Raw genomic sequence first — 26,187 nt, 5'->3', positions numbered from 1 at the left:
TATTTATTACATTAAAAAACAACTAGTTAGGAATTTTATTTACTTAAATAACTTATTTTATCTAGAGCAAAGAATATAGTCCCGGCAGCCGTTTGCCGGCCAGGCAATACTAATCGCGGAAATTCTTAAACTGTAATGGAATACCTAAGTCTTCCGCTTTTAATAAAGCCATTACCGCTTGTAACTCATCGCGCTTCTTACCCGTTACACGAACTTGTTCCTTTTGAATTTGCGCTTGGACTTTTAATTTTTTTTCTTTAATTAACTTGGTTATTTTCTTAGCCGATTCGCTATCCAAGCCTTCTTTGATAATCACTTTTTGGCGCACCCTTAAGCCTGATTCTTCGGCCTTCTGTACGTCCATACAGTCAACATCAACACCCCGACGAGATAATTTTATGCGAAAAATATCCAGCATCTGACCCAATTGAAATGTTGATTCACCACTTAGAACAACCTCATGTTGAGCTAATTCAAAAGAGGCATCAGTCCCTTTAAAATCAAAACGCGTACTCACTTCTTTGTTTGCCTGATCAACCGCATTGGTTAATTCGTGTGTATCGACTTCTGAAACCACATCAAATGATGGCATAGCACCTCCTGTTCATTGGATTAAAATACATTTAATTTTAACGAGTAGAGTCGTAGAACAACAGTTTTTTATCGCCCCACAAAGGCGTTAGCTTGAAAACACCTTTAATTGCAGTTCATCCAATATCGACAGCAATCCATCTTTGATCTCACGAAGTTCTGCACACTTTTCTTTTGCTTCTTGCTTATGATGCGCTTTATACAATTGTATAACTTGGTCGCCTACGCTGTGTAAACGCCGATGCAGCTTGTCTATAGCTCCAAAGTTGGCTAAGTGACCATACTGCTTTAACCCATCTGAATGATACCAAGCCCCAAAACGGCACCTATTTTCATCACTTAGTAGCGCTTTTTCAGCAGCTAATGTTTCGTCTTCAATTGGGTTCAGTACATTATTAACCCATTCACGAATGTCGTACTGCGCTACCAATAACGGAAACACCTTGAGATCCCATTCCGTTTCTGACCAAACGCTCCATCTCGCATCGGGTGTGAATTTTTCTGACCAAGCCATTACCGCTTCTGCCGGCATTGCCTTTGCGATCCATTCCCCTTGCGCAACATCACAACCTAAACGCATCAAGAGCCCTCCCTGCTCAGCGGTTTCGACACCCTCTGCTAGCACCTCTCGTTCAAATGTCGTCGCTAAGCTTATAATCGCCTGCACAAGCGCCAAATCTTCTTTATCATCCAAAATATCTCGGACAAATGATTGGTCTATTTTTAGCCTATCGGCAGGTAATCGCTTCAAGTAACCTAACGATGAGTACCCTGTACCGAAATCATCCAACGCAAAACGCACACCTAAGCCTTTACAGTTGTTAATAGCTGCCTGTACGTGTTGAATATCCCACAGCGCTGCCGACTCTAGTATTTCTATTTCAAACTTATTTGGCTCCACATTGGCGTATTGCTTTAAGCTATCTCTCAATCGTCTATAAAAACTAGGCAAATGAAAATGTTTTGCTGCAATATTGACGCTTACCGTCCACTGCTTACCCTGTTTTTGCCAAACCGATAGTTGCTCTAATGCTGATGCTATCACCCATTCGCCCAAGCTGATGATTAACTCATGCTGCTCGATAATTGGCAAAAATTCCATTGGTAGTATCAGGCCTTTTTCAGGGTGTCGCCATCGTAGCAAACCCTCCATACCAACAACCTCAGCGGTTCTCATATTTACTTGGGGCTGATAATGCAGCTCAAACTCACCAGCCGCTAGTGCGCGCTCAATTCGCTTAATAACTTTTTCAGAATCATGCGCTTTTTGGTTCTGCTCCACATCAAACCAATGAATTCTATTTCGGCCTGATTGTTTAGCGTCATACATCGCCTGATCAGCTTGTCGCAATAACGTATCAGCATTTACTTTTTCACCCGAATAGTTTGCCACGCCAATACTGCAAGAGATTGCTATGGTTTTATTATCAATCCGATAAGGCGCAGACACCGCAGCTTTTAAACGATACAAGGCTTGCACTAACGCTAGTTTTTGACTTACCTCACCGATCAAAATAACAAATTCATCACCACCTAACCGGGCAACAGTATCCTCCTGGCGAAGTTGTTTTTTCAGACGGCTTGCCACTTCAATTAATAGTTTATCCCCTACTTCATGGCCATAAGTATCATTGACCGGCTTAAACTCATCTAGATCCATCATACAAACAGCCAAATTAGTGCCATGTCTCGATGCCAAATGAAGCGCCTGCTCAAAACGGTCTGTTAACAAGGCCCTATTAGGCAAACGTGTCAACATATCGTGCGTTGCATGCCATATCATTTCTTCACTGTAAGCTGAATGCTCGGTTGTATCGACGAGTGTAATGACACACCCCGTAGCAAACTCACCTGCCCCCTCTAGAGTAGACATCTTCCCTTGCACAGGGACTCGTTGACCGCCTTTCGTCACAAGCATGACATGACGAGGGAGCTGTTCAACACTATTAAACGATCTACCTTCATCGCTAGAGTAATAACTCAGCAACGTATTCGAGGCTTTTTTTACTAAACAAACCACGCGTTTAACCGGCACGCCTATCGCTTCTGAGTAATTCCAACCGGTCAATTGACAGGCCGCCTCATTTATATACGTCACCAGACCATTTTGTGATGCCGTTATGACTGCGTTATCGACGTGCTTCAACGTTAATTCGACGTGTTCTTTTTCAACCTGAAGCGCATTTTGCCAGCGCTGCTGGTGTGATAAGTCAACCAGCGTCACCTGATATAAGGTTTGGTCGGACAAATCTAACAAGCTCATCACCATTTCCACAGGGAACTCGTCATCGCTATCAAATCTTTTACAGATGCATTGAATATTTGCACTACCTTTTGAACTAGCCTCTTGCAGTAAATGGCTAAAAAGTTCTTTTGAAGCAACCCCATTCGGTTGACAGTCTGGCGCCAGCGAAAACAAATGAAGACCCAGTAACACATCTCGAGAAGCTGCATTAAACATCTGCAGCGTGGCCTTATTTAATTCAATCAAGCCGTCATCACAGTACACCATCATTGGGTTAAGGTTTAAATCAAATAATTGCTGATAATGACGAACATCATCGCTAAAGTATTGCGCCTCTCTCGTTGGTATTGATTGCAGATTGAGATTTTGTTCATCCATAAACGTTAAACCCTTAGCCATTCCATGGCGAAGCCTTATATATTTAGTGTATTGTCAATTGAATATAGCTCAAACATTAAAAAGCTCAAGCTGCCTTTCGAAGGTCTCTGATGGTATCGTAAGCTTCTGTGATTTGCTGCGTCTTTTCTTTTGCTATCTTCATCATCTCATCAGGTAAGCCTTTTGATACCAATTTATCGGGATGATGTTGGCTAATTAAGCGTCGATACGCTTTTTTTACTTCCGCATCGCTTGCAGACTCACTCACTCCCAGAATAGCGTAGGCCTCTTCTGGTGTTGATCGGCTTTGTTGATGCGCGCCCCGTCGTTGACTCGCTCCCAACATACGCTTTAGCTGCTCATATGCAAACCGAGGAATACCTAAACGTCCACAAATATGCGCTAATATTTGATCTTCCGCATCATCTAGCTCTCCGTCTGCATAAGCTGCTTGAAGCTGCACTTCAATAAACATGCGAATTAAGTTCTTTTGCCGCTGGCAGGCCTGTTTAAATTCATCCAGCTCGGCATCTAAATTAAACTCAGGGGCTTTTCCGCGATTAAATTCATTAACAGCCTCTTTTTTCATCGCCGCGGATAGCTCCATTTGAGCCATTACCTGCTGAGCCATTTGAATTTCTTCTTTAGACACCTGCCCATCCGCTTTAGCAAGGTGCCCCATGATCGCGAATGTAGATTTAAAAAATATCTTTTTTGTTCGTTGCTGGCGCTCTGGATCAAATGGATTCTGTGCCATACCTGTATCAAATTTATGACCAATATAGACACCCAGTAGCGCACCTAAAGCACCAAACGTCATATAACCAAAAACAGCGCCTAATAATTTACCCGTCCATCTCATCGTTTCACACCTTTTACTTGCAAAATTCTTAATAAAATTAGATCATTAGCAGCTTTTTTACTAAGCATACTAAATCAAATGACTATTCCAGCTTCCTTACTCGATGCCAACCTAAACAGCCTGCCACTTATCCATAAAGGAAAAGTTCGCGACATTTATGATATTGATGATAAGCACATGTTAATTGTTACCACCGATCGTTTATCTGCGTTTGACGTTATTCTACCCGATCCTATTCCTGGCAAGGGGATTGTGCTAAACGAAGTCTCCAATTTTTGGTTTGAAAAATTAGCCCACCTAATCCCTAATCAATTATCTAAATTAACACTTAATCAAGTATTAGATGATGAGAAAGACTGCCAGCGCCTTGAAAAACGTGGGATCATCGTAAAAAAACTAAAACCACTACCTATTGAAGCTATCGTTCGTGGCTACCTAATAGGTTCTGGTTGGAAAGACTATCAAAAGTCAGGACAGGTATGCGGTATTCAATTACCTGAAAATTTACAACAAGCCTCACAACTCTCTGAGCCGCTTTACACACCTTCAACTAAAGCAGCAGTTGGCGATCACGATGAAAACATTTCTTACGCAGAGACTATTCAACTATTAGGTGAAGATTTAGCGAAGCAAGTGCGTGATATCAGCTTAACCTTATATAAAACGGCTGCTCAATACGCCTTAGAACGTAATATTATTATCGCTGATACTAAATTTGAATTTGGTTTAGATGACAATGGCGTGCTACACCTTATTGATGAAGTGTTAACACCTGACTCATCACGTTTTTGGGATGCAAAAGAATATAAAGTGGGCACAAGTCCTGCAAGCTTTGACAAGCAGATCGTTCGTGACTACCTAGAAACCTTAGATTGGGATAAAACAAACCCAGGACCTACCTTACCAGCGGAAATCGCAAATAAAACAGCGGCTAAATACCGCGAAGCACAAACACTATTAACTGAGTAAGGTTTCTTTCAAATACAAAAAAGGGCGCTTAAGCGCCCTTTTTTGTACCACTTAAATATGTCGTTTATTTATTAGTAAACTCTGGATATGCTTCCATACCACATTCACTAAGGTCAACACCTTCATATTCTTCTTCAGCTGAAACACGAATACCCATTACAGCTTTCAACACACCCCAAACCACAAGGCTTGCAACAAACACCCAAACAAAAATAGTTGCCGCACCGATCAACTGACCAGAAAAGCTTGAACCATCGTTTGTTAACGGCACCAATAATAGCCCTAATAGGCCACAAGTACCGTGTACTGAGATAGCACCTACAGGATCATCTATTTTTAATCGATCAAGTGTCACAATTGATAAGACAACCAAAACACCGCCAGCTGCACCAAATAAAGTAGCTTGCAACGCAGTCGGTGTTGAAGGCTCAGCAGTAATCGCAACAAGTCCTGCTAATGCACCGTTTAATAACATCGTTAAATCAGCTTTACCAAACATTATTCTGGCCATGATTAATGACGCCATCGCACCACCAGCGGCCGCAGCATTCGTGTTTAAAAACACCATCGCTACGGAGTTAGCACTCGCGATATCACCTAGCTTCAACACAGAACCACCGTTAAAGCCAAACCAGCCCATCCATAAAATAAATGTACCCAATGTAGCTAGGGGTAAGTTTGCTCCGGGAATAGGGTGAATTTCACCATTAGCTCCATATTTTCCTTTACGAGCACCCAGCAATAAAACACCTGCTAACGCTGCAGCTGCACCAGCCATATGTACAATGCCTGATCCTGCAAAATCTGAAAAGCCAAGGTCGCCTAGGTTATACATGCCAAAGACATCTGCACCGTTCCATGTCCATGAACCTTCCATAGGATAAATCACGCCTGTCATCACGACAGCAAAGGCCAAGAATGCCCATAACTTCATACGTTCAGCAACCGCACCTGAAACGATCGACATTGCTGTAGCAACGAACACCACTTGGAAGAAAAAGTCTGAGGCATTTGAATATACAGAACCGCCATCAAACCCGGCTTCTTTTGATTCTGCTAAAACAGTAGCTGTCAAAGCATCAGCAGTTGCAGCGCCGTCTAGCTCAATACCACTTAACATGGCACCGCCACCATACATAATTTCATAGCCATACACTAAATACATAATGCATGAAACAGCAAATAACGCTACGTTCTTAGTTAAAATTTCTGCTGTATTTTTTGAACGAACAAGACCTGCCTCTAACATTGAAAAGCCAGCTGCCATCCACATAACAAGCGCACCACACATTAAGAAATAAAACGTATCTAGCGCATATTGTAACTCTAGTATTTGATCCACGTTGAGATCCTCCAATTATTTAAATTAAAGCGCTTCAGCGCCAGTTTCACCAGTACGGATACGAACAACTTTTTCAAGCTCAGTTATGAAAATTTTGCCGTCTCCAATTTTTCCAGTGTTTGCCGCTTTAATAATTGAATCGACTGCTTCCTCAACTTGCTCATCTGACAAGGCAATCTCAACTTTTACTTTAGGCAAAAAGTCCACAACATACTCAGAACCACGATAGAGTTCCGTATGACCCTTTTGGCGACCGAAACCTTTAACTTCAGTGACGGTAATGCCGGAAACCCCAATATCAGATAACGCTTCGCGAACATCATCTAATTTAAAAGGCTTTAATACAGCTGTTACTAGTTTCATTATTGTTCCTCTTTTCTTTGATGTCTTATTGACGGGGATAATAATGCATAGGGCATGCCATATTTAAAAAAACGTTAATATTCAAATAGTTAACTGATAAAAAGCCGAGCGAGGAAAACTCTAAAATCAAATATTGCCCCATATTAGTGCAGCCAATGAACCAGCTATAACCAGTTTATTATTTACGTTGGGCATAAAAAAACACCCCTCAAGGAGGGGTGTTTTTAAACTGCTTAACTCATTACCCGTTAGGGTAAAACAAGTTAAATAAGCAGAGAAGCTCTGCTTGAACTCAGTCTTATAGAGACTTAGAAACAGTTAATACATATGCAGCATCGTCAGATGCACCACGTGCATCGCTTACGTTGTCTGAGTTAGTATCAACATCTGTGTAAGCAACTTCTACATCAACACCCATGTAAGTAGTAGATGCAGCTAATTTCCAATCCCAGTAGTCACTTGAGTCAGCTTGTAAATCATAGTAGCCAACATGAGCAGCAAAAGCGATACCGTTGTACTCGCCAAGATCAAGACCTAGGTCTGTGTAGTTACCTGAACGGTAATCACCAAGGTCATCGCTGCCTAAATCAACACCAAAATACTGAGTCAAAGAAGCAGGACCCATTGAAAGACCTACATAAACTTCCGTGAAATCTGTCTCTGTTCCTGATGTTGGGTATGCGTAATGGACAGCACCAATATCAACACCAACGCCATTGAACTCACCAGCCCAACCAGCATAAAGGTCTAACTCCATACTTTCGTCAGAATCAGAACCAAAATCAACATTTGAACCCCAAGCACCCGCATATATACCGTTACCAAAGTCCGCATCAAATCCACCTTGAATCGCTGGTGAACCGTCAGTTTGAGACATACCACGCCAGATATAGTCTGTTGTTAAAGCAACGTTGCCGCTGATTTCGATAGCACTTGCTGCACTTGAAGCAACCAATAAGCCAGCAACTGCAGTTGTTTTTAATAATTTCATTTTCATTCCTTGTTGTTGATAAATTATGATACCGTCCAAGCTTTAAAGTGTTTTTTGCATAAACGGTATTTGTTGTTATTGTAGCACAAATGGCCAAAATCAAGCTTTTTTACTAAAAAAAAAACAACAAAACCGCACTAATTACGGCCTTTTTTGTTTTTCACGCACCTAACCGGTGCATTAAATAAATTTCATATACCCTATATAGCTATGATTAACCCAACTATAATTGAAAGCATTACCCAGTCGCTGATCGACCACTTACCCAACGACCTTGCAAGCATTAAAAGTGAAACCGAAAAAAACTTTAGATCAATTTTGCAACAACAGTTTGCTAAGTTAGACTTAGTTACGCGTGAAGAGTTTGATGTACAAAGTGCTGTGCTTGCGAGAACACGTGAGAAGTTAGATGCGCTTGAACAAACTCTTAATGAATTGACGAAAAACAATAACACCTAAAGCTTCCTCATTAAATCATGCTGTTAAGGAAAGGATTCCACCATGTCACTAGCTACTACTCTAACGCGCAGCTCCACTGGCATTAATGCGCCATTAGTAACCGTTGAAGCGCACCTAGCAAACGGTTTACCCAGCCTAAATATTGTTGGCTTACCTGAGGCGGCTGTTAAAGAAAGTAAAGATCGCGTACGCAGCGCTATTCTCAATTGTCAATTTGAGTTTCCTGCTAAGCGCATCACCATTAACTTAGCACCTGCTGATTTACCCAAAGAAGGCGGGCGATTCGATTTACCCATAGCGCTTAGTATTCTTGCAGCCTCTGGCCAGATACCCAACGACAAGCTGCTTGATTATGAGTTTCTTGGCGAATTATCGCTAAGCGGTGAATTAAGAGCCATTAAAGGCGCATTACCCACAGCTATAGCCTGCCAAACAAGCCATCGAACACTCTGCTTACCCACCCATAATCAACACGAAGCAGCGCTCATCTCAAGTGTTGATATTATTGGCGCCCCCCATCTGCTAGCTGTTTGCTCGCACCTTCATGGACAGCAAGAACTGCCTCTTTTTAAACCTAAAAATGATGTAACCTCTCCCTCAATAAATACTCTCGACTTTTCAGACGTTCACGGTCAGCAACATACCAAACGCGCACTAGAAATTGCCGCTGCTGGACGCCACAGCCTATTAATGCTTGGTCCCCCAGGAACCGGCAAATCAATGCTTGCTGCTCGATTACCAAGCATCTTGCCGCTACTAAGCGAAGAAGAGGCCATTGAGACCGCCTCAATTTACTCTATTAGTCAGCACAACCTGGATACTCACCAGTGGCGGATGCCTCCTTTTAGATCTCCTCACCATAGCGCTTCATCTGTTGCTTTGGTCGGTGGTGGCAGTTCGCCAAAACCCGGCGAAGTATCGCTCGCGCATCACGGCGTTTTATTTTTAGACGAACTCCCCGAATTTGACCGTAAAGTCTTAGAGGTATTACGCGAACCTATTGAAAATGGAAAAATATCCATCTCCCGCGCTAACCACCAAACAGAATTTCCTGCTCGCTTCCAACTTATCGCCGCGATGAACCCATGCCCTTGCGGTTACCTTGGTGATACTTCTCAACGATGCCAATGTAACCCTGTTCAAATCAGCCGTTATCGAAACAAAATATCCGGCCCCTTGCTCGACAGAATTGATATGCATATTGAGGTACCCCGTATTTCCAGTGAAATGCTACGTAAAGGCACTAACGGAGGTGAGCAAAGTAGTGCACAAATTGCTTTACGGGTGCATCACTCGCAAATAAAAGCACTAAAACGACAAGGTCAACTCAACGAATTATTATCCACTGCACAGATCAAACAACATTGCCAAATAAGCGATGAAGATCATCAGCTACTAGAGCAAGCAATTGAAAAACTGGGTTTATCGCACCGTGCCTATCATCGCATTTTACGTGTCTCGCGAACCATCGCCGATATGGACCATCAAACTAATATTCAACGCCACCACTTAACTGAAGCCTTAAGCTATCGCCGCATGGATAAACGCGTCACATAAAGCGCTGAAAATATCATAAAAAACGAGTAAAATTTGCTCCCAAACTCATCTTTTAAGTCGCCGTGCCCAAACTAAACCCAGAACAACACAAAGCTGTTATCACAACGGACACCCCCTTACTTGTTATTGCAGGTGCTGGCAGCGGAAAAACCCGCGTCATTACCGAAAAAATATCACACCTTATTAGTAACGGTGTTGAAGCCAAACATATTACCGCCGTTACCTTTACCAATAAGGCTGCAAGAGAAATGCGTTCACGTGTTGACAAACTCTGTTCGTCAAAAAAAACAAAAGGCATTCGCATATCAACATTTCACTCCCTAGGTCTTGATATTATTCGCAAGGAGTATCAAACACTTGGCTTTAAAAAGAACATTAGCATTTTAGATGAACAGGATAAATTTAAGGTCCTACAAGATATTTTAGATAATAGCCAACATCAGTTAGATAAAGCTCAAATATCCCCCCTTTCGTGGCAAATATCCGACTGGAAAAACCAAGCTATCTTGCCCGCACAAGCCATGTCTTTAGCTGAAGACGCTCAACAGCAGTTTGCTGCTGCATTATACGAACAGTACCAACAATATAATCGTGTTTGTAATGCCGTGGATTTTGATGACTTGATCCTCACGCCGCTCATCCTCTTTAATGAGCACCCCTCTGTTTTAGAAAAGTGGCAAAACAGTACTCGTTACCTTTTACTCGATGAATATCAAGATACAAACACCACGCAATATGAGTTTTTTAAGCATTTAGTTGGCGCCATAGGACAATTCACCGTCGTTGGTGACGACGATCAATCCATTTACGCGTGGCGAGGGGCTAACCCAGAAAACCTCTTCACACTAAAAAAGGATTTCCCTAGATTAGAGATCATTAAACTCGAACAAAACTATCGCTCTAATCAACGTATTTTAAAAGCAGCTAACCAACTCATTAGCAACAACCCGCATTTATATGAAAAGAACCTTTGGAGCAACATTAAAAGTGATGAGAAAATTAACGTCATCAGATGTAAAGATGAGTTTTCGGAGTCACAACAAATCGCGGCCGAAATTTCTCGTATAAAATTTAAACACCGGGCCAGCAATGCTGACTTTGCTATCCTCTACCGAAGCAACCACCAAGCAAGACTGTTAGAAAAAAGCCTACGGGAATTATCGTTACCGTATGCCATCAGCGGCGGCACTTCATTTTTTTCCCATGCTGAGATAAAAGACACCCTGTGTTATATCAAACTGCTTATTAACCCAGATGACAACAGTGCTTTTCTCCGAGTTATTAATACACCCCGCCGTGAAATTGGCACCAGCACTGTCGAAAAACTCGCCCTTTATGCCAATAGTCGCCACATTAGTTTATTTGATGCTTGTTTTGAAATAGGGCTTGAACAACAGTTAAACGAACGAACCTATTACAAACTGCGCTCTTTCTGCGACTGGATTGTTAGCTTATCTGATAGAACACAACAAGAAGACCCGATTGCCATCCTTCATGAGATGCTTCAACACATTGAGTATTACGATTGGATTAAAACTCACGCCAATAGCGACAAACAGGCAGAAAGAAAAATAAACAATGTATTAGAGCTAATAAAATGGATTGAAAACAGCGCTAAAAAATCACAAGAAGAGCGCAGCTTGGGCGATATTGTGTCACGCATGATGTTGCTCGACAGCTTAGAGCGCAACGAGGAAGAAGAAAAAACTGACCAAATAAAACTCATGACCTTACACGCCGCAAAAGGACTTGAGTTCCCTTACGTCTATTTAATTGGCATGGAAGAAGGCATCCTGCCTCATCAAAACAGCATTGATACTGATCAAATTGAAGAAGAACGACGACTGGCTTACGTTGGCATTACAAGAGCCCAACAACAGCTCACCTTTAGTTATTGCGCGCAACGAAAGAAATACGGTGATGTTTCATCAACAGAACCCAGCCGTTTCTTAACCGAACTGCCCGTCGACGATTTAGATTGGGCCGCCGTCCAAAAGAAAAACCCAGAAGAACAAAAGAAAAAAGGCCAGGAAAGCCTGGCCCTTATGAAAAGTTTATTAAATTAAATTACTGACTTCTCTCAACCATATAATCAATAGCTGCGGTCACATCTGCATCAGATAATTGAGCAGAACCACCTCGTGCAGGCATGCCTTTAAAACCTTTGGTCGCGTGCTCAAAGAGCACTGATTCACCTTGTGCAATACGAGGCGCCCAAGCTGCCACATCACCTGTTTTAGGTGCGCCCGCAACCCCTGTTGCATGGCAAGCCATACACGCCGTATTATAAACTTGCTCTGCGGACATAGGTTCCTTTGCAACCACCACTGGCGGCTCAACAATTGGACTAGCTTTTTTAGCTTCGGCTAACGTTGTTGCTAACTCACCTAAAGGTTTAATTCTATCTAAAACCTTTTTTTCTGCTGCTGCAGACATTGGCTTCTCGTCAACCAAACCAATCGCTACAAAAGAAATTACAATAGCAATAATAACTAACACACCTATCGTGACACCTAGGTCACTTAAAATTTTCTTATCTTCACTCACGTACTAACTCCAATTTAGTGATATTTTTTCAGGATTATAAACCCTTAGCCTATAAACCCGAAGAAAAAACAGTTCAATCTTTTATCAACATATCACGTTATAATACTGCAACAATATACAAAGCGCTCGTAGCTCAGCTGGATAGAGTGTCGCCCTCCGAAGGCGAAGGTCGTGGGTTCGACTCCCGCCGAGCGCACCAAATTTTTCCTGTCGCAATAACTCTTGTTATCTAACTCCCCATGTAAAATAGTCGCCATAATTCGGTCTTAATAACATTTTTACCAAACAAAACTTAATAGCGACGAAACCATCGAGGATTCCGTTGGTAGACACACACTAAAAAAAGGAATTAAAGAAAAAAGACCGTTGATATTAAAATATTTCGAATCTCTCGGTAAGTCATATTATACGTCACTCATACAGCATACAGCCTTATGAAAACACTTAAGCATAAATAAAACTCAACAACCAGCAAACCTAAATATTAGAAATAAACACACAATACGATCTAACCAAAAATGCTAAACGCCTATCTGCTAGTCAATCATTTTATAGTTAATAAAAATCAAAGAACCATCCATCAGGAAAATGCGAGACATTTTAAAGGTGCTTAAAGCACATTTCAACACATGCTTTTATACGTTTAACCAACCACCTTCGCAATAATCGACCACTTCAATCAAACCAGCCTACTATCTTTAACCTCACATTACTTGCTCAAACCTATAACTCAAGGTAAGTCCATGGGTTCTGATTCGCTCAACACTTGGTTAAGGTCAAAATTTATATTGACATTTAAAACCGATGCCACCATGTCACCATCACCATCTGACGCAGTAACATGAACATCGATACCTACATCTACATCATCAGCCCCATCATCAATTGGGCCCAGTATGCTAATTTGATAATCACCTTCTAAAATCCCATCAATTCTAAGCACCTCATCACCATCTGCAAGACCAACGATTTGATCATTAACCCCATCATCATCTGTATCTTTAGGCTTAAAAACAATATCGTTACCATTTGATTTAACCACCCCTGTTGACTCTATATCGGTAACATCAAAAGTAAAATTAAGGGCTTCACCAGCCCCCGGCCCATCAGCGCCAAATGAAACTGACTCCACCACGTCACCTGTAACAGTAACCTTAGTCCAGTCCACATTCGTATTCACATCATTGTAATCACCATCACCATAGGGGATTTGCAAATCTTCCCAATTTTGATTGCCTAGTAATACATTATCTTCCATATGATTTTGACCATCTTTATTGAGCTCTGCAAGATCAAATAGAACATGAGAGCCTCTACCCAAAAGAGGTGTCGCGCCTGCAAAAGCTTGCCACTGCCCACCTACTTCTTGAAACGTAACTGTCTGATTATTATCTATCTTGTTAAGCTGATCCCCATTAGGAATCAAAAAATACCCTATCTGCTCTTGACTATAACCAGTAACCGTTATTGGATCGAACCCAGCATGAGTATGGTGGACATCAGCGGCAATAATGACCCCAGAAGTTGGGTAATTGGAGCTAACCGTTCCATCAGGGTTCAGTGTTTTAACATAGTAGCCATAACTATTATGGTAGCCTGCCGAACTGACCTCATCATGATTAACAATTGTAAACTCAGAGGCCTCTGCACTAGACTGCCCTTTCACAAGAATAGGGCCATCATCATTAATAGCAATATCTAGTTTAGTCATTGCTGATGCCTTTGGGTTTGAACCTGAGACACGCACAGAAAAAGACTCACCTAATACTTGGTCATTCACACCTGTTACATTTGTGCCGGCATGCATTACATTATTCTCTAGCGTGTACCCCCAACTATAGACACCACCAGATTCACTGATAGTTAGAACACCATTATTACCTTGTATAACACTACCATTGCTCACAACTACCCAAGCACCATCTTTGCCTTGAACTTCAATTTGTCCAGGTGTGTTACTACCTACATCATAAGTAAACATGCCCGTGGTTGTTTCTGACCCATCACTATTATTAGTAGCATCACCGTCAGATAGTTCACCTGTACCTGTCTCCAAGCCTCGCTCATCAACCATGCCACTTGTCACGCTAATTGTTGGCACTTCATCCAGCTTCTCAGGTTCATCTTCAACAGGGGGTAGCTCTTCATCTGGTTGTAAAAATTCTTGGCTTATTCCAGTTGTATCGTGCCCTGATGTTACTGGCGCCTTTGGATTCAAATAATCCACACTGACAATGCTATGACCATTATTATCGCCTATTTCACCGGCCGCAGGGGTACCAGCTGCTGGAGCTAGCAACTCAGTTGTTGGGTCAAAATCTGAGTCTATTAGAGCATCTTGTAGCGCAGCTACTTCATCTTCTGCGCTTAAACGGTTTTGTGTTCTTAGTTCGCCATCGAAATTAAACACATCTTCATCTAAAACGATACTCGAATTACTAGCCAAGTCCATGACAGTCCCATTAGAAAAAGTAATTACGATGATACCGTCGCCTGTCATCACCTTTTCGTTTTCAAAGACGGAATCGCCCACACTTAAAATTCGGTCGGAACCATCTTCTGCGACTGCTTTCACTATGCCTGTTACTGATTGTACTGTACCTATATGATTAGCCATGACTTCCTCCATTTCGGGAACCCTTTAATTCACCTTCTACACATTGAAGCCAAAATTAAGAGTTGTTTGTATTTGCTGGTTATTCATTGTCTTTATGGACTCTCGTTGTACAAGTTGATCCATTACACCCTTGTTAATAACCACATAATTTTTCGAGCAACTTAGCTGTTAGTCGTCTTGTTATCCAAGCCTCACCTGCATTAATAGCCTCAATTAATTTGCTAGCGTACTCCCTTAAGCGATCTAAATTTTGGTACCCTATTGCACCAGCAATCAAACAATTTAGTACCTCTTTGTCACGTAGAGCATCTCCAATAACAATTATTTTGCAGTGAGAGCACTTTGCACGAAGCGCTTTTATATAACTTACCGTCTCAATTTGCATAAAAGAGTAATCCAACAACACCACCAGTGGCTCACTTTCGGTTACCATATTTAGGGCCTGGGCTTTGTTGTTAGACACAACCGTATATACTTTCTCATTTAAGAAAGCTTGTTTGATTTGGTCTCTTTTCTCAATTATCAATACGTTTGTCATTCTGTTTCAACTAAAGAAGACTCTATAAACAAAAGCTTAGCACGTATTTAAAATTTAACTACTGTACGAAAGTATTAATTATAACTTCCTCGAGATTAAAAAATATTATCGTCTTCGCCTATTAAATTACTAATATCATTAACATCACGCCTCAATTTCTTTCTTGCATTGAGTTTACTTTGTACAGCCTCTGGAAGCTCTGTAAACACAAAAACCTGTTTCTCCATCAGCATATCTACTAAGTCTTCCACCACGCGCGCCATTTCAACATCGGAATTGTCTAACGACTTCTTTAAGTCATTTTCTTTTTCGAACCGCCGAAGAAACCTAACAACTTCTATATGATCCAGCTCAAGCCATTCACTCTCAGGGGTGAAGGGAGACTCTCTCAGCTCAACAACTTCACCTTCAGAATTACGATTAACGTAAGGCATTTTCAGCTCCATTTGCATTATTTTATTTTTGTTCTAGTATCACTAAACACAAAACATTAATCAAACTTAACATACTCAAAAGAATGTTAACGACTCACGATAAGACAAAATGACAGACACAGCCCGAAATGAGCGATTAGAAAATATGGCAGGTATAACTAGCCAAGATGACCCATTGTTACTGGCATTATTATCTGTATGTAAACTACTCAATAGACCACACTCTGCTGACTCGTTAACGGCTGGCTTACCGTTAATTGACAACAAGCTGAATGCTTCACTTTTCATAAGGGCTGCTCAACGAGCCGGCTTATCAACAGGGCTCATTCGCCGCCCATTAGCTGAAATATCCAACCTAGTTCTACCAGCCATTTTACTTCTCGAGGGCAATAAGGCCTGTGTTTTAATTTCTAACAATGATGGTAATTGCACTATTATTTTACCTGAAACCGACAGCGGTGAAAAAACAGTCTCCTTAAACGCATTGGATAAAACCTATACTGGCTCCGCTTTTTTTGTTCAAGTAGAACACAGCTTTGATAGTAGAACAGCCAACTCAGTTATTCCTAAAGCAAAACATTGGTTTTGGGATGTTATCTTTAAGTCTTGGCCAATTTATAGTGAGGCGCTAGCCGCTTCGTTACTCATCAACTTATTCGCCCTAGCCTCTCCACTGTTCATTATGAACGTATACGACCGTGTCGTACCTAATCATGCACTTGAAACATTATGGGTACTTGCAATTGGGGTTATTATTGTTTTTACCTTTGACTTTATCATGAAAGCGCTTCGAGGCTATTTCATTGACGTTGCAGGCAAACGATCAGACATTATTCTTTCAGCGACCATCTTCGAAAAGGTTATGGGCATTAAAATGGAAAACCGTCCTAAGTCTGTCGGTGCTTTTGCCAATAACCTTAGTGAATTCGAATCATTCAGAGATTTTTTAACTTCTGCCACATTGACCACTTTAATTGACCTCCCTTTTTTATTTATTTTTATTGCGGTTATTTATATGATCGGTGGTCACTTAGCGTTTGTGCCTCTAACTATTTTGCCACTGGCTATTTTGGGTGGTATAGCCGTGCAAAAACCACTTAAGAACACTATCAACGAGCTGTTTAAGCTCTCTGCTCAAAAAGGCGCCACATTGATCGAGTCGCTTAACAATCTAGACTCGATCAAAAGCTCTGGTGCTGAAGGTCAAATGCAAAGCAAATGGGAACAAAATATTGGGCAGATTTCTCGCCTAGGCCTTAAATCACGCTTTTATTCCTCAATTGCCGTTAACTTGACGACATTTTTAACCCAGATCGCCTCTGTATCGGTAGTTATATTTGGCGTGTATAAAATATCTGAAGGTGTGCTTACAACCGGTGGGTTAATTGCCTGCACCATCTTAACAGGCCGTGCACTGGCACCTATTGGGCAGGTTGCCTCGTTACTAACCCGTTACCACCAAGCTCGTACATCACTGGATACACTGACTAATATGATGTCGTTGCCGGTTGAGCGCGAACCGGGTAAAAAATACTTACACCGCCCAACGTTTAAGGGCGACATTGAGTTTAAAAACATCTCCTTTAGCTACCCCGAACAGCCGATTAAAGCACTGGATAATATTTCATTCAAAATTAAAGCTGGTGAACGAATCGCCTTTATCGGCCGTATTGGTTCTGGCAAAAGTACTATCGAAAAACTAATGCTCGGCATGTATGAACCTCAAGAAGGTTCTATTTTGATAGATGGAACAGATATTCGGCAAATTGACCCGTCTGACCTTCGTCGCCAAATTGGTTATGTGCCGCAAGATATCTCGTTGATGTTTGGTAGTGTTAAAGACAATATTACAATGGGTTCACGCTACGCTGACGACACTTCTATTTTACATGCTGCTGAAATCTCCGGTGTTACCCAGTTTGTCAATCGTCACCCAGAGGGGTTTGATATGCCCGTTGGCGAACGAGGCGCTTCTTTATCTGGCGGACAACGTCAAAGTGTAGCCGTGGCTCGGTCTTTGTTACTATCGCCACCTATTTTCATTATGGATGAACCCAGTAATTCTATGGATAATAGCACTGAGGCGCGCTTCAAAGAGAAACTATCAGAGCAATTAAGCAACCAAACCCTTATTTTAGTGACCCACCGAGCCTCTCTATTATCGCTGGCAGACAGACTTATCGTCTTAGATGGCGCTAAAATTATGGCCGATGGCCCTAAAGACCAAGTGCTAGAAGCATTGAAAAAAGGACAAATCAAGGTTTCAAACTAGTGATGTTCAATAAAGCCTCAGACATTAAAAAGAAATATAAACAACACGCCGAAAACCAGGCCTATGTAACCGACGTGAATGCAGCCAGCTTATATGGTGCATCCATTCAAAGTCACTTAATTTTATGGGTCAGTTTTAGTTTCATCATCATTGCTCTTATTTGGGCCAACTTTGCCGAATTGGATGAAGTAACACGTGGCTTGGGCAAAACAACCCCCTCAAGCCAGATTCAAATTATTCAAAACTTAGAAGGCGGCATTCTAGCTGAGATCCTTGTGCGTGAAGGTGAAACTGTCGAAAAAGGCCAAGCACTGTTACAACTCGATGCTGTTAGGTTTGCATCCTCCTTAAATGAAACGAAACTCAAATATCATGAATTATTGGCGGCAACAGCTCGACTAACTGCTGAAGTCAACAATACAGATCTGATTATTCCTGCCGATGTGTTAGAAAACGCACCTGATATTGCTAAAAATGCTGTGCAACTCTTTAAGTCTCGTCGTAATGAGTTAAACGCTACAACCCAAACAATTAAAGAACAAATAAACCAATATTCCCGAGGCTATGCTTTACTACAAGAAGAATTAGAAATGTCTGCTCCATTAGTTAATGAGGGTGCAATGTCCAAAGTAGAACTTTTACAAATCAAACGAGAGGCCAACAATATACGGGGCCAATTAACAGAAGCCAAAAACAAACTACATGAAACTAAGGTACGCTTCCAAACCAAAGCTCTTGAAGAGTTAAACCAGACTAAAGCTGAGCTAGATAGAACCAGTGAGTCGACATTTGCGCTAGAAGACCGGGTAACACGAACGCGTGTTGTTTCACCAGTTAACGGTGTTATTAAGCAATTAAAAGTGACCACAATTGGTGGTGTCATTCAACCCGGAATGGACTTAGTTGAAATTGTCCCACTTGATGACCAGCTATTAATTGAAGCGCAAATTAGGCCTGCCGACATTGCTTTTCTTCATCCTGGACAAAAAGCTATGGTGAAGCTAACTGCATATGATTTTTCTATTTATGGCGGACTTGAAGCAGAGCTCGAGCATATTAGCGCCGACAGCATTACCAATGAAGAAGATGGCGAAAATTACTACATCATTCGATTACGTACGAAAAAGAACTACCTTGAAAAAAATGGTGTAAAACTAAGCATTATTGCAGGCATGACAGCAGATGTTGACATTTTGACTGGCAAAAAAACAGTGCTGGATTACTTGCTCAAGCCTATTCTAAAAGCGAAAGAGCGTGCGCTCAAGGAGCGCTAACATGTGGTTTCCAGACAATCATATTGACTTCAAGCGACTACCTCAGGCTGTCAATTATATAGAGGCGAACCAATGAACCGTATCGCTATTTATTCAGACGACCCAGTTATCGTTAAACACTTATCGGACGTTTTATCCAATCATTTCGACATATTCACAGTCACCAATACACAGGAATTAAGCAACATTTCATTTGCGCTTGTTGACTCACAAAAAGTCGATACTGACATTGATTTAATCACAACCATAGAGTCATCTTCAGCGCGCCTACTAATTGTTGGTGGGGACTGGTCAGAAAACCAACAAGTAAATGCCTTCGTCCATGGTGTAGCTGGTTATTGCTGCCAGTCTGACTCTCCTAAACTTATAGTCCACGCAGTAACCTGCCTATTACAAGGTGATACATGGATACAGCGCCACCTTGTACCACTTATTATCGAGGCCTTGATAAAAAAGAATTCTAAAAGCGAGAACAACCCTATTAATATAGAGCAGGTTAAATCGTCACCTTTACTGGCCACATTGTCTTCTAGAGAAAAAGAAGTTGCCAAGATGGTCAGTGAGGGCGAAAGCAATAAATTAATCGCAAACAACCTAAATATTTCCGAAAGAACTGTTAAAGCTCATTTGACGTCAATTTTTAAAAAACTACAAATTCCAGATAGGCTACACTTAGCCTTATTGATTAAAGAATTATGATTGACCTTATTCTGCTCGATACATTAGATTTCAATCATAGACGGTTAATTAACCGCGTTTTAAATACATAAAATTTCAAAGAGAAAAAAAATGAACGTAAAATTAAAAATCGCCATCAGTAGCATTCTCGCCTTAAGTTATAGTTCCGTATACTCAGAGACATTACAAAACGCAGTTCAACATACCATCAATGAAAACCCGCAAATTCAATCCGCCAAATCTGAGCGTTTAGCCGTTGAGCAAGAAATTAGCCAGGCAAAAGCTGGCTACTTTCCTACTGTGGATATTACCGTTGGTGCTGGTTGGGAACGCTCTTTTAACTCTTCAACAAAGGCAGATGGCTCTGAGTCCAAATCTCTTGGTAGAGATGAAGCCTCTATCCAAGTCAGACAGATGATCTACGACGGGTTTGCGACGGCTAGTGAGGTTAACCGCCAAACGGCTAGAACAAACTCTCGTGCTTATACAGTTTTTGGCCAAGCAGAAATTACTGCCCTCAACGCTATTGAAGCCTATATTAATGTTTTACGTCGCGAAGAACTATTGGCATTAGCTGAAGAAAACTTAGCGGTTCACCAAAGCACCAACGAGCAAATTTCCTCTCGGAGCAGTCGTGGCGTTGGTCGTAGGGCAGATGTGGAACAATCAACAGGCCGCTTATCGCTAGCGCAAAAAAATGTTTTATCCGAAGTAGGTAATTTAAAAGACGCCCAAACCGCTTATCTAAGGGTAGTAGGCCGCTTACCTTCCGAACTAGAACCCATCAATCCGCCTGAAAACGCCTTACCAGCCACCTTCGACCAAGCGGTTGATAGTGCCATTGCTAACCACCCAATTCTAAAATCAGCAAATTCGGATATTAAATCCGCTATTGCACAGCACGCAACAGCAAAAACGGCCTTTTTACCACGTATTGACCTTGAGCTCAGCGCCACTCACGACAAAAATATTGATGGTATTGAAGAGGTCAATGAAGATGCCGCTGCAATGCTACGTTTACGCTACAACCTTTTCAACGGTGGTAAAGATGCTGCTCGTCGTAAAGAAACCGCTCAACTGATCAACCAGGCAAAAAGCATCAGAGATAACACGTACCGTCAAGCCGTAGAAAGCATGCGATTATCATGGATTGCCCATCAAACGGTAAAAAACCAAATGGCATTTTTTGAAAGCCACCGTGACTCAAGCATTAAAAGCAGCGAAGCCTACCAAAAACAATTTAATATTGGCCGTCGTTCACTATTAGATTTATTAGACTCTGCTAACGAAATGTTTGTTGCTAAAAGCGCTTACACTAATGCTAAATACGACGAGCTATTCTCACAATTCAGAATCCTTGCCAGCGCAGGCGCACTGAATAATTACCTCAATATTGCATTACCCGAAGAGACTACCGTCTTACCCGAGGTTCAACCTTGGATTGGCGCCTCACAAAGAGGAAAAGTAACACCTACTTATTCAGCAACCCCTGAGTAGTTACTAACGTAAACAAACTAAAAAGCCATTAACTTTTGTTGATGGCTTTTTTTTGACTTACTTTTAAAACATATAATCCAAATTCCTATTAGAGAACTAGAATTTATTAACTCTCATTCTGCTTTTCAAACCTCCCCATTTATTTAAACGATCCGAACCTCCCAATTTCTTTCCGGTCCCTCGCGACTTTGCCAACCATAGACCCGAACCGTTAAAGCTATAGACAGGTAATAGGTCTCGCCGCATAGATGCCGGAGAAATAGCTGGTTTTAAATTATCTAACACCGCTGGAATACTGCCTGGTTTTTCAAAGTACGTCAGCACCATATGTGCTTGATCCAACTCAATGGCCTTCACATAGGTGATTCGCATCTTGCTGTCTGGGACACCCAACTCAATAAGCGTAAAATACTTAGCAATTGAGTAATCCTCACAATCCCCCGCCCCTTTAGATAAGGCTTCTAATGGTGTTGCCCAATAATCAACTAATCCCCATAACTCATCATCATCCACAAACTCAAGCTGTTGATTAAAGAAGTCATTAACCCGTTCCAGTTTTTCTTTTTCAGGTAGATTTTTTGCCGACTGAATCAGTCCTTGCCAGGCTAACACCCTGTTTGACGCATGCTTACCATATTTCATTTCCACCTTGGCGATAAGCTCTGAACTAAAATCTAGTCCCGCTGGAGAGACCACAACAACCACCAAGCAAAACAAAAAAACGATAAGCTGTAACCAAGCGCTGCACGGACGCTTAGAACCCCTGTTGGCAAACGCTTGTTGGCAGATCGTGTCCATATAGCAGATCAATCGTTTTATACGACTAACGACTAGCGCCTAAAACACCCATTTTTGTTAAACAGGCAATGTCTTCATCGGCCTGAATATTCTCTGCTAACACCTGAATATCTAATAACTCTCCTATTTCAAGCATTGTTTTTATAAACTCACGTTTCTCAACATCCTGCGCAATACCGTTACCAAGGTCTCGGGCCAGACGAATATAGTCAGGTTTTAACTCTTTAACTGCCTGGGGCAACATTGACTGCGTCTCGAATCGCTTAATAAGAACCTTGGCATTATGTTTACGTATAAAGTGAATAAATTCTTTATACACACCGATCTCTTTATTAACGGCATACGCCGACAAGCTAAAAACTAACTGACCTGCAACCGCCTGGTTTTGATTTAACAAAACTGTCAACCAGCCCCTAAAATCACTACTCTTTACCGTTCTGCTGGATAAGTTAATGGCTATTTGATTGGCAATATTATTCTCTTTGATATGATCAATGACTCGAGACACCACCCCTTTATCGAGGTCTACAATCTTTACAAACTTTTCGGCTATCGAAACAAAGGTGCCAATTGAAAGCACATCACCATTCTTATCAAGTGCTTCAGAAAAGGCATCTTGCATCAACACATCCGCCGTCTGGAGGTTCTCCGTTGTGCTGACATAGGAGACTTTAAAGTCATCATTATCAACAATATCAAACACCAACTCCTTCCATTCAGCCATATCCTTCGCTCGATCTTTACCTTTTCGAAGGTAGTAGCTATTAGCACCAATAAGCTGCGCTTGTTCATACGCTTCATTAGCAGCCAACAAAATATTGTTTTTCGGACTAAATGGGTCAAAGGCCGCAACGCCTATATGTGCGATATCTTTTTTATTATATTGCTCGCCCAATTCAGTAAATGAAGTGCTTAATGATCGAGCTAATCTTTCTGACTGATCAACTGTTGCACCGCGCATTAACAACACAAACTCTGAACCAAAAAAACGATATGCGTCGATATCCACCGAAGAGTCAACGCTCGTTTTTGATTTTAATATTTCAGCAAAATCCTTAATAAATTGATCTATCGTATCAGGGCCTAACTCTTTGACTAAACTTGTTAAAGCATCTATTTTTATCATAAAAACAAAAGCCTCTTCATGTGAGCTTTGCACTTCTTTCAGCCTCAGTTCAAAACTGCTTTTTTTACTTAACCCAGTCAACTCATCCAGTTGAAGTTTCTTACCAATGTTCTCCAGTTTTTTGTTCAGGTTTTGAATGACACGTTCTAACTTTTTAGACATTACATTCATCGACAAAGCCACCTTTCGAACCTCAGTTGTCCAAGGTAAGCGCTTAATCATATCGAAATGCCCTGTCGATATCGTTTCTGCCATGACGCCAATTCTTTTCAGCGAAGACAAGGTTATTTGCAACACCAACAACAACAAAACAATCGATGCAGCAAAAACCATAAGCGAGTAATAGAAACTCGTTTTCACTTGCTCATAAAGTTTAAAATACGCATAGCCAGGATTAATTGTTACCGAAATAGTGCCACTGATACTCCAACCAGAACTAATTTCACTGTCGGCACGAGCTGTTTGCATGGGCACAAAATCAATAAACCACTGAGGAACTGAAGCAAATGTTTTATCATTCCTCAGTGTTACCAAACTCTGCCCTGTCACATCAACCAGCTTAATTTCCTTGTAATAACCACGATCAAATATTGCTTTCATCATTGTTTCAAGTACGGGGTCTTGAGTGTCCACCATATAGGGGCTAAGTGATAAGCCCAATGAGGTCGCCGTATCTTGCGCATGAATTTGTGACTCCCCTTCCAAATAGCTTCTTATATTGTTTACACTCAATACAAAATTCACACTGAAAATAATCAGAAATAGCGCAGAGATAAGAATCAGTAATTGTTTAGATAACGACATGCTTATACACCTTCTCAAGTAGGTTTTTGATCGGCAATGACTCAATCGTTAACGCAAGTCAACGCATCACCGCCAGACGTTCTTAACTATAGCGCAAATCTGGCATTATTCCTTAAACGTTAAGCGCCAATTGTTTCTGTTATTCTAAACAAAAGTTCAGGCTAACCCGCATTACATAGCTTATTAATCACCACTGTTTTTCAAATATGCTGACGATATGATCATTCAGCATTTATAATGCGCCCTCTACAAATTATCTGGTGATATATGACCACTAAAAATGCTTTTTACGCTCAATCTGGCGGTGTCACCGCTGTTATCAATGCAAGCGCCTGCGGGCTCATTGAAACTGCACGTCAACATGGCGATAAAATAGGCAAGGTATACGCAGGCCGTAATGGCATTATTGGCGCCTTGACCGAAGACCTTATAGACACATCGTTAGAGTCTGATGAAGATATTGCCGCCTTACGTTATACCCCTTCAGGTGCATTTGGTTCATGTCGTTATAAATTAAAAAGCTTTGAAGAAAACCGCGCTGAATACGAACGTCTTATTGCTGTTTTCAAAGCTCATAATATTGGTTATTTCTTTTACAATGGCGGCGGTGATTCACAAGACACCACGCATAAACTCTCCCAATTAAGTCAATCATTAGGACATGACTTGCGTTGTATCGGCATTCCAAAAACTGTCGACAACGATTTACCGCTTACTGATAACTGCCCAGGATTTGGCTCCGTTGCCAAATATGTGGCAGTTTCAATACGTGAGGCTGGCTTTGACGTTGCCTCAATGGCACGCACATCAACCAAGGTATTTGTACTTGAAGTAATGGGCCGGCATGCGGGTTGGATTGCCGCAGCTGGTGGGTTGGCAGCTGAAAGAGAAGGTGAGTCACCACATATTATTTTGTTTCCTGAGATTACGTTTGACCAAGAAAAATTTCTAGCCAAAGTTGAGAGCACTGTTAAAAAACATGGCTTCTGCTGCATCGTTGTTTCTGAAGGAGTTAGGAATCCTGACGGAACGTTTTTAGCGGAGGCTGGCACCCGTGATGCCTTTGGTCATGCCCAACTAGGTGGTGTCGCTCCGGTAGTTGCTGACATGATTAAAACTGCCCATGGCTACAAATACCATTGGGCTGTGGCAGATTATTTACAACGTGCCGCACGCCATATCGCCTCTAAAACCGATGTAGACCAAGCCTATGCGATGGGCAAAGCCGCGGTTGAGCTTGCGCTTAACGGAAAAACCGCTGTCATGCCAACCATTGTTCGCACCAGCAATAATCCATACCAATGGGAAATAGGTGTTGGCGAATTAAAAGATGTTGCTAATGTTGAGCAAATGCTTCCTGCGCATTACATCAGTGAAGATGGTTTTGGCATTACCCCTGAATGTGAAGAATACTTGCGACCTTTAATTATGGGTGAAGACTCTCCTCCTTACGTTAATGGCCTCCCTCAATACGTTCGCTTGAAAAACTTACCGGTTGAAAAAATACTTAACGAGCCGTTTGACCTGTAACTAACGCTACAATACTTACCTTCTATTAGACGATGACGTTACCTGCCTATTTAAGCAAACTAATTATTTCTTATTAGGCAGAAAATCACTTAGTCCTCGATTCCCTGTGAGCACTATAAGCGCTTACAGCTAGCGACTGGCCGCTCATTAACCATGCGTAATCTTGGTTACAGGATGGCGAACCAGCCCGTCAATTGATGAAGGAGGCAGCTAAATTAAGCGATAGCCCTTTAATGCCCTTATCAACCGCCTTACTCTCTATTGCATAAACCACAGTCCACATACAAAATACTATCGAACCCACACTGCTATTGC

General features: G+C 41.5%; 21 protein-coding genes and 1 tRNA gene. 10 read left to right on the top strand and 12 right to left on the bottom strand.

The window, feature by feature from the left end; genetic code table 11:
* Positions 1-109 precede the first annotated feature (109 nt).
* From CYCME_RS02040 to djlA, 3 genes are all read right to left on the bottom strand, one after another.
* Positions 110-592 carry a YajQ family cyclic di-GMP-binding protein gene (locus CYCME_RS02040; protein ID WP_015006812.1) on the bottom strand — a complete coding sequence of 161 codons (483 nt, stop codon included), beginning with the start codon at positions 590-592 and terminating at the stop codon, positions 110-112.
* An 87-nt stretch (positions 593-679) separates the two neighbouring features.
* Positions 680-3,214: an EAL domain-containing protein gene (locus CYCME_RS02035; protein ID WP_020931982.1), complete on the bottom strand. Its 2,535-nt coding sequence runs from the start codon at positions 3,212-3,214 to the stop codon at positions 680-682.
* An 85-nt stretch (positions 3,215-3,299) separates the two neighbouring features.
* Positions 3,300-4,076 (bottom strand): co-chaperone DjlA, encoded by a 777-nt coding sequence (gene djlA, locus CYCME_RS02030; RefSeq protein WP_020931981.1) that lies wholly within the window; start codon positions 4,074-4,076, stop codon positions 3,300-3,302.
* 78 nt (positions 4,077-4,154) lie between these two features.
* On the opposite strand from djlA, the gene CYCME_RS02025 reads away from it, so the two are divergent.
* Entirely contained in the window at positions 4,155-5,045 is an 891-nt protein-coding gene (locus CYCME_RS02025; RefSeq protein WP_015006815.1) for a phosphoribosylaminoimidazolesuccinocarboxamide synthase, read from the top strand.
* Between the two features lie 64 nt (positions 5,046-5,109).
* On the opposite strand, the gene CYCME_RS02020 is transcribed toward CYCME_RS02025, so the two are convergent.
* The 3 genes from CYCME_RS02020 to CYCME_RS02010 form a co-directional block, all read right to left on the bottom strand.
* A complete protein-coding gene (locus CYCME_RS02020) occupies positions 5,110-6,387 on the bottom strand; it encodes an ammonium transporter (RefSeq protein ID WP_015006816.1) in 1,278 nt (425 codons plus the stop codon).
* A 24-nt stretch (positions 6,388-6,411) separates the two neighbouring features.
* Positions 6,412-6,750 (bottom strand): P-II family nitrogen regulator, encoded by a 339-nt coding sequence (gene glnK / locus CYCME_RS02015; RefSeq protein WP_015006817.1) that lies wholly within the window; start codon positions 6,748-6,750, stop codon positions 6,412-6,414.
* A 298-nt stretch (positions 6,751-7,048) separates the two neighbouring features.
* A complete protein-coding gene (locus CYCME_RS02010) occupies positions 7,049-7,741 on the bottom strand; it encodes a TorF family putative porin (RefSeq protein ID WP_020931980.1) in 693 nt (230 codons plus the stop codon).
* A gap of 210 nt (positions 7,742-7,951) precedes the next feature.
* On the opposite strand from CYCME_RS02010, the gene CYCME_RS02005 reads away from it, so the two are divergent.
* The 3 genes from CYCME_RS02005 (at position 7,952) to CYCME_RS01995 (ending at position 11,823) form a co-directional block, all read left to right on the top strand.
* Positions 7,952-8,200 carry an accessory factor UbiK family protein gene (locus CYCME_RS02005; protein WP_020162663.1) on the top strand — a complete coding sequence of 83 codons (249 nt, stop codon included), beginning with the start codon at positions 7,952-7,954 and terminating at the stop codon, positions 8,198-8,200.
* A 42-nt stretch (positions 8,201-8,242) separates the two neighbouring features.
* Complete coding sequence (locus tag CYCME_RS02000) at positions 8,243-9,757, top strand: YifB family Mg chelatase-like AAA ATPase (protein WP_015006820.1); 1,515 nt, start codon at positions 8,243-8,245, stop codon at positions 9,755-9,757.
* Between the two features lie 62 nt (positions 9,758-9,819).
* Positions 9,820-11,823, top strand: a complete 2,004-nt coding sequence (locus CYCME_RS01995) for a UvrD-helicase domain-containing protein (RefSeq protein ID WP_020931979.1) — start codon at positions 9,820-9,822, stop codon at positions 11,821-11,823.
* A 1-nt stretch (position 11,824) separates the two neighbouring features.
* On the opposite strand, the gene CYCME_RS01990 is transcribed toward CYCME_RS01995, so the two are convergent.
* Positions 11,825-12,304, bottom strand: coding sequence for a c-type cytochrome (locus tag CYCME_RS01990; protein WP_020931978.1), 480 nt, complete (start codon positions 12,302-12,304; stop codon positions 11,825-11,827).
* Positions 12,305-12,426: 122 nt separating this feature from the next.
* Between CYCME_RS01990 and CYCME_RS01985 the strand changes: the two genes are divergently transcribed.
* Positions 12,427-12,503: transfer RNA gene (locus tag CYCME_RS01985), tRNA-Arg, on the top strand.
* Between the two features lie 531 nt (positions 12,504-13,034).
* On the opposite strand, the gene CYCME_RS01980 is transcribed toward CYCME_RS01985, so the two are convergent.
* The 3 genes from CYCME_RS01980 to CYCME_RS01970 all read right to left on the bottom strand — a co-directional run bounded on the left by CYCME_RS01980 (position 13,035) and on the right by CYCME_RS01970 (position 15,893).
* Positions 13,035-14,921: a retention module-containing protein gene (locus CYCME_RS01980; RefSeq protein WP_189244275.1), complete on the bottom strand. Its 1,887-nt coding sequence runs from the start codon at positions 14,919-14,921 to the stop codon at positions 13,035-13,037.
* Between the two features lie 133 nt (positions 14,922-15,054).
* A complete protein-coding gene (locus CYCME_RS01975; RefSeq protein WP_020931976.1) occupies positions 15,055-15,459 on the bottom strand; it encodes a response regulator transcription factor in 405 nt (134 codons plus the stop codon).
* Positions 15,460-15,554: 95 nt separating this feature from the next.
* Positions 15,555-15,893 carry a hypothetical protein gene (locus CYCME_RS01970; protein ID WP_041932862.1) on the bottom strand — a complete coding sequence of 113 codons (339 nt, stop codon included), beginning with the start codon at positions 15,891-15,893 and terminating at the stop codon, positions 15,555-15,557.
* A 109-nt stretch (positions 15,894-16,002) separates the two neighbouring features.
* On the opposite strand from CYCME_RS01970, the gene CYCME_RS01965 reads away from it, so the two are divergent.
* From CYCME_RS01965 to CYCME_RS01950, 4 genes are all read left to right on the top strand, one after another.
* On the top strand, positions 16,003-18,165 hold the full coding sequence (locus CYCME_RS01965) for a type I secretion system permease/ATPase (protein WP_020931974.1): 2,163 nt from the start codon (positions 16,003-16,005) through the stop codon (positions 18,163-18,165).
* Between the two features lie 2 nt (positions 18,166-18,167).
* Positions 18,168-19,439, top strand: a complete 1,272-nt coding sequence (locus tag CYCME_RS01960) for an HlyD family type I secretion periplasmic adaptor subunit (protein WP_020931973.1) — start codon at positions 18,168-18,170, stop codon at positions 19,437-19,439.
* A 72-nt stretch (positions 19,440-19,511) separates the two neighbouring features.
* Positions 19,512-20,138, top strand: coding sequence for a response regulator transcription factor (locus CYCME_RS01955; RefSeq protein WP_020931972.1), 627 nt, complete (start codon positions 19,512-19,514; stop codon positions 20,136-20,138).
* 90 nt (positions 20,139-20,228) lie between these two features.
* Complete coding sequence (locus CYCME_RS01950) at positions 20,229-21,614, top strand: TolC family outer membrane protein (RefSeq protein WP_020931971.1); 1,386 nt, start codon at positions 20,229-20,231, stop codon at positions 21,612-21,614.
* Between the two features lie 96 nt (positions 21,615-21,710).
* On the opposite strand, the gene CYCME_RS01945 is transcribed toward CYCME_RS01950, so the two are convergent.
* Both CYCME_RS01945 and CYCME_RS01940 read right to left on the bottom strand, forming a co-directional pair.
* A complete protein-coding gene (locus CYCME_RS01945; protein WP_020931970.1) occupies positions 21,711-22,412 on the bottom strand; it encodes a transglutaminase-like cysteine peptidase in 702 nt (233 codons plus the stop codon).
* Positions 22,413-22,437: 25 nt separating this feature from the next.
* Entirely contained in the window at positions 22,438-24,342 is a 1,905-nt protein-coding gene (locus tag CYCME_RS01940) for a LapD/MoxY N-terminal periplasmic domain-containing protein (RefSeq protein ID WP_020931969.1), read from the bottom strand.
* 267 nt (positions 24,343-24,609) lie between these two features.
* Between CYCME_RS01940 and CYCME_RS01935 the strand changes: the two genes are divergently transcribed.
* Positions 24,610-25,872, top strand: a complete 1,263-nt coding sequence (locus tag CYCME_RS01935) for a 6-phosphofructokinase (RefSeq protein ID WP_015006835.1) — start codon at positions 24,610-24,612, stop codon at positions 25,870-25,872.
* Positions 25,873-26,187 lie beyond the last annotated feature (315 nt).

This window comes from Cycloclasticus zancles 78-ME (genome assembly GCF_000442595.1).
GTDB classification, from domain to species: domain Bacteria; phylum Pseudomonadota; class Gammaproteobacteria; order Methylococcales; family Cycloclasticaceae; genus Cycloclasticus; species Cycloclasticus pugetii.
The sequence above is the reverse complement of the archived record's forward strand: the minus strand, read 5'-3'. Positions and strand labels throughout refer to the sequence as shown.

Bases quoted from the DNA above. Each gene is read 5' to 3' on its own strand.
- CYCME_RS01940 (WP_020931969.1), bottom strand. From the start codon at position 24,342: ATGTCGTTATCTAAACAATTACTGATTCTTATCTCTGCGCTATTTCTG.
- CYCME_RS01935 (WP_015006835.1), top strand. From the start codon at position 24,610: ATGACCACTAAAAATGCTTTTTACGCTCAATCTGGCGGTGTCACCGCT.
- djlA (WP_020931981.1), bottom strand. From the start codon at position 4,076: ATGAGATGGACGGGTAAATTATTAGGCGCTGTTTTTGGTTATATGACG.
- CYCME_RS01980 (WP_189244275.1), bottom strand. From the start codon at position 14,921: ATGGCTAATCATATAGGTACAGTACAATCAGTAACAGGCATAGTGAAA.
- CYCME_RS02035 (WP_020931982.1), bottom strand. From the start codon at position 3,214: ATGGATGAACAAAATCTCAATCTGCAATCAATACCAACGAGAGAGGCG.
- CYCME_RS01965 (WP_020931974.1), top strand. From the start codon at position 16,003: ATGACAGACACAGCCCGAAATGAGCGATTAGAAAATATGGCAGGTATA.
- glnK (WP_015006817.1), bottom strand. From the start codon at position 6,750: ATGAAACTAGTAACAGCTGTATTAAAGCCTTTTAAATTAGATGATGTT.
- CYCME_RS01945 (WP_020931970.1), bottom strand. From the start codon at position 22,412: ATGGACACGATCTGCCAACAAGCGTTTGCCAACAGGGGTTCTAAGCGT.
- CYCME_RS02000 (WP_015006820.1), top strand. From the start codon at position 8,243: ATGTCACTAGCTACTACTCTAACGCGCAGCTCCACTGGCATTAATGCG.
- CYCME_RS01960 (WP_020931973.1), top strand. From the start codon at position 18,168: ATGTTCAATAAAGCCTCAGACATTAAAAAGAAATATAAACAACACGCC.
- CYCME_RS02005 (WP_020162663.1), top strand. From the start codon at position 7,952: ATGATTAACCCAACTATAATTGAAAGCATTACCCAGTCGCTGATCGAC.
- CYCME_RS01970 (WP_041932862.1), bottom strand. From the start codon at position 15,893: ATGCCTTACGTTAATCGTAATTCTGAAGGTGAAGTTGTTGAGCTGAGA.
- CYCME_RS02010 (WP_020931980.1), bottom strand. From the start codon at position 7,741: ATGAAATTATTAAAAACAACTGCAGTTGCTGGCTTATTGGTTGCTTCA.
- CYCME_RS01955 (WP_020931972.1), top strand. From the start codon at position 19,512: ATGAACCGTATCGCTATTTATTCAGACGACCCAGTTATCGTTAAACAC.
- CYCME_RS02040 (WP_015006812.1), bottom strand. From the start codon at position 592: ATGCCATCATTTGATGTGGTTTCAGAAGTCGATACACACGAATTAACC.
- CYCME_RS02025 (WP_015006815.1), top strand. From the start codon at position 4,155: ATGACTATTCCAGCTTCCTTACTCGATGCCAACCTAAACAGCCTGCCA.
- CYCME_RS01975 (WP_020931976.1), bottom strand. From the start codon at position 15,459: ATGACAAACGTATTGATAATTGAGAAAAGAGACCAAATCAAACAAGCT.
- CYCME_RS01950 (WP_020931971.1), top strand. From the start codon at position 20,229: ATGAACGTAAAATTAAAAATCGCCATCAGTAGCATTCTCGCCTTAAGT.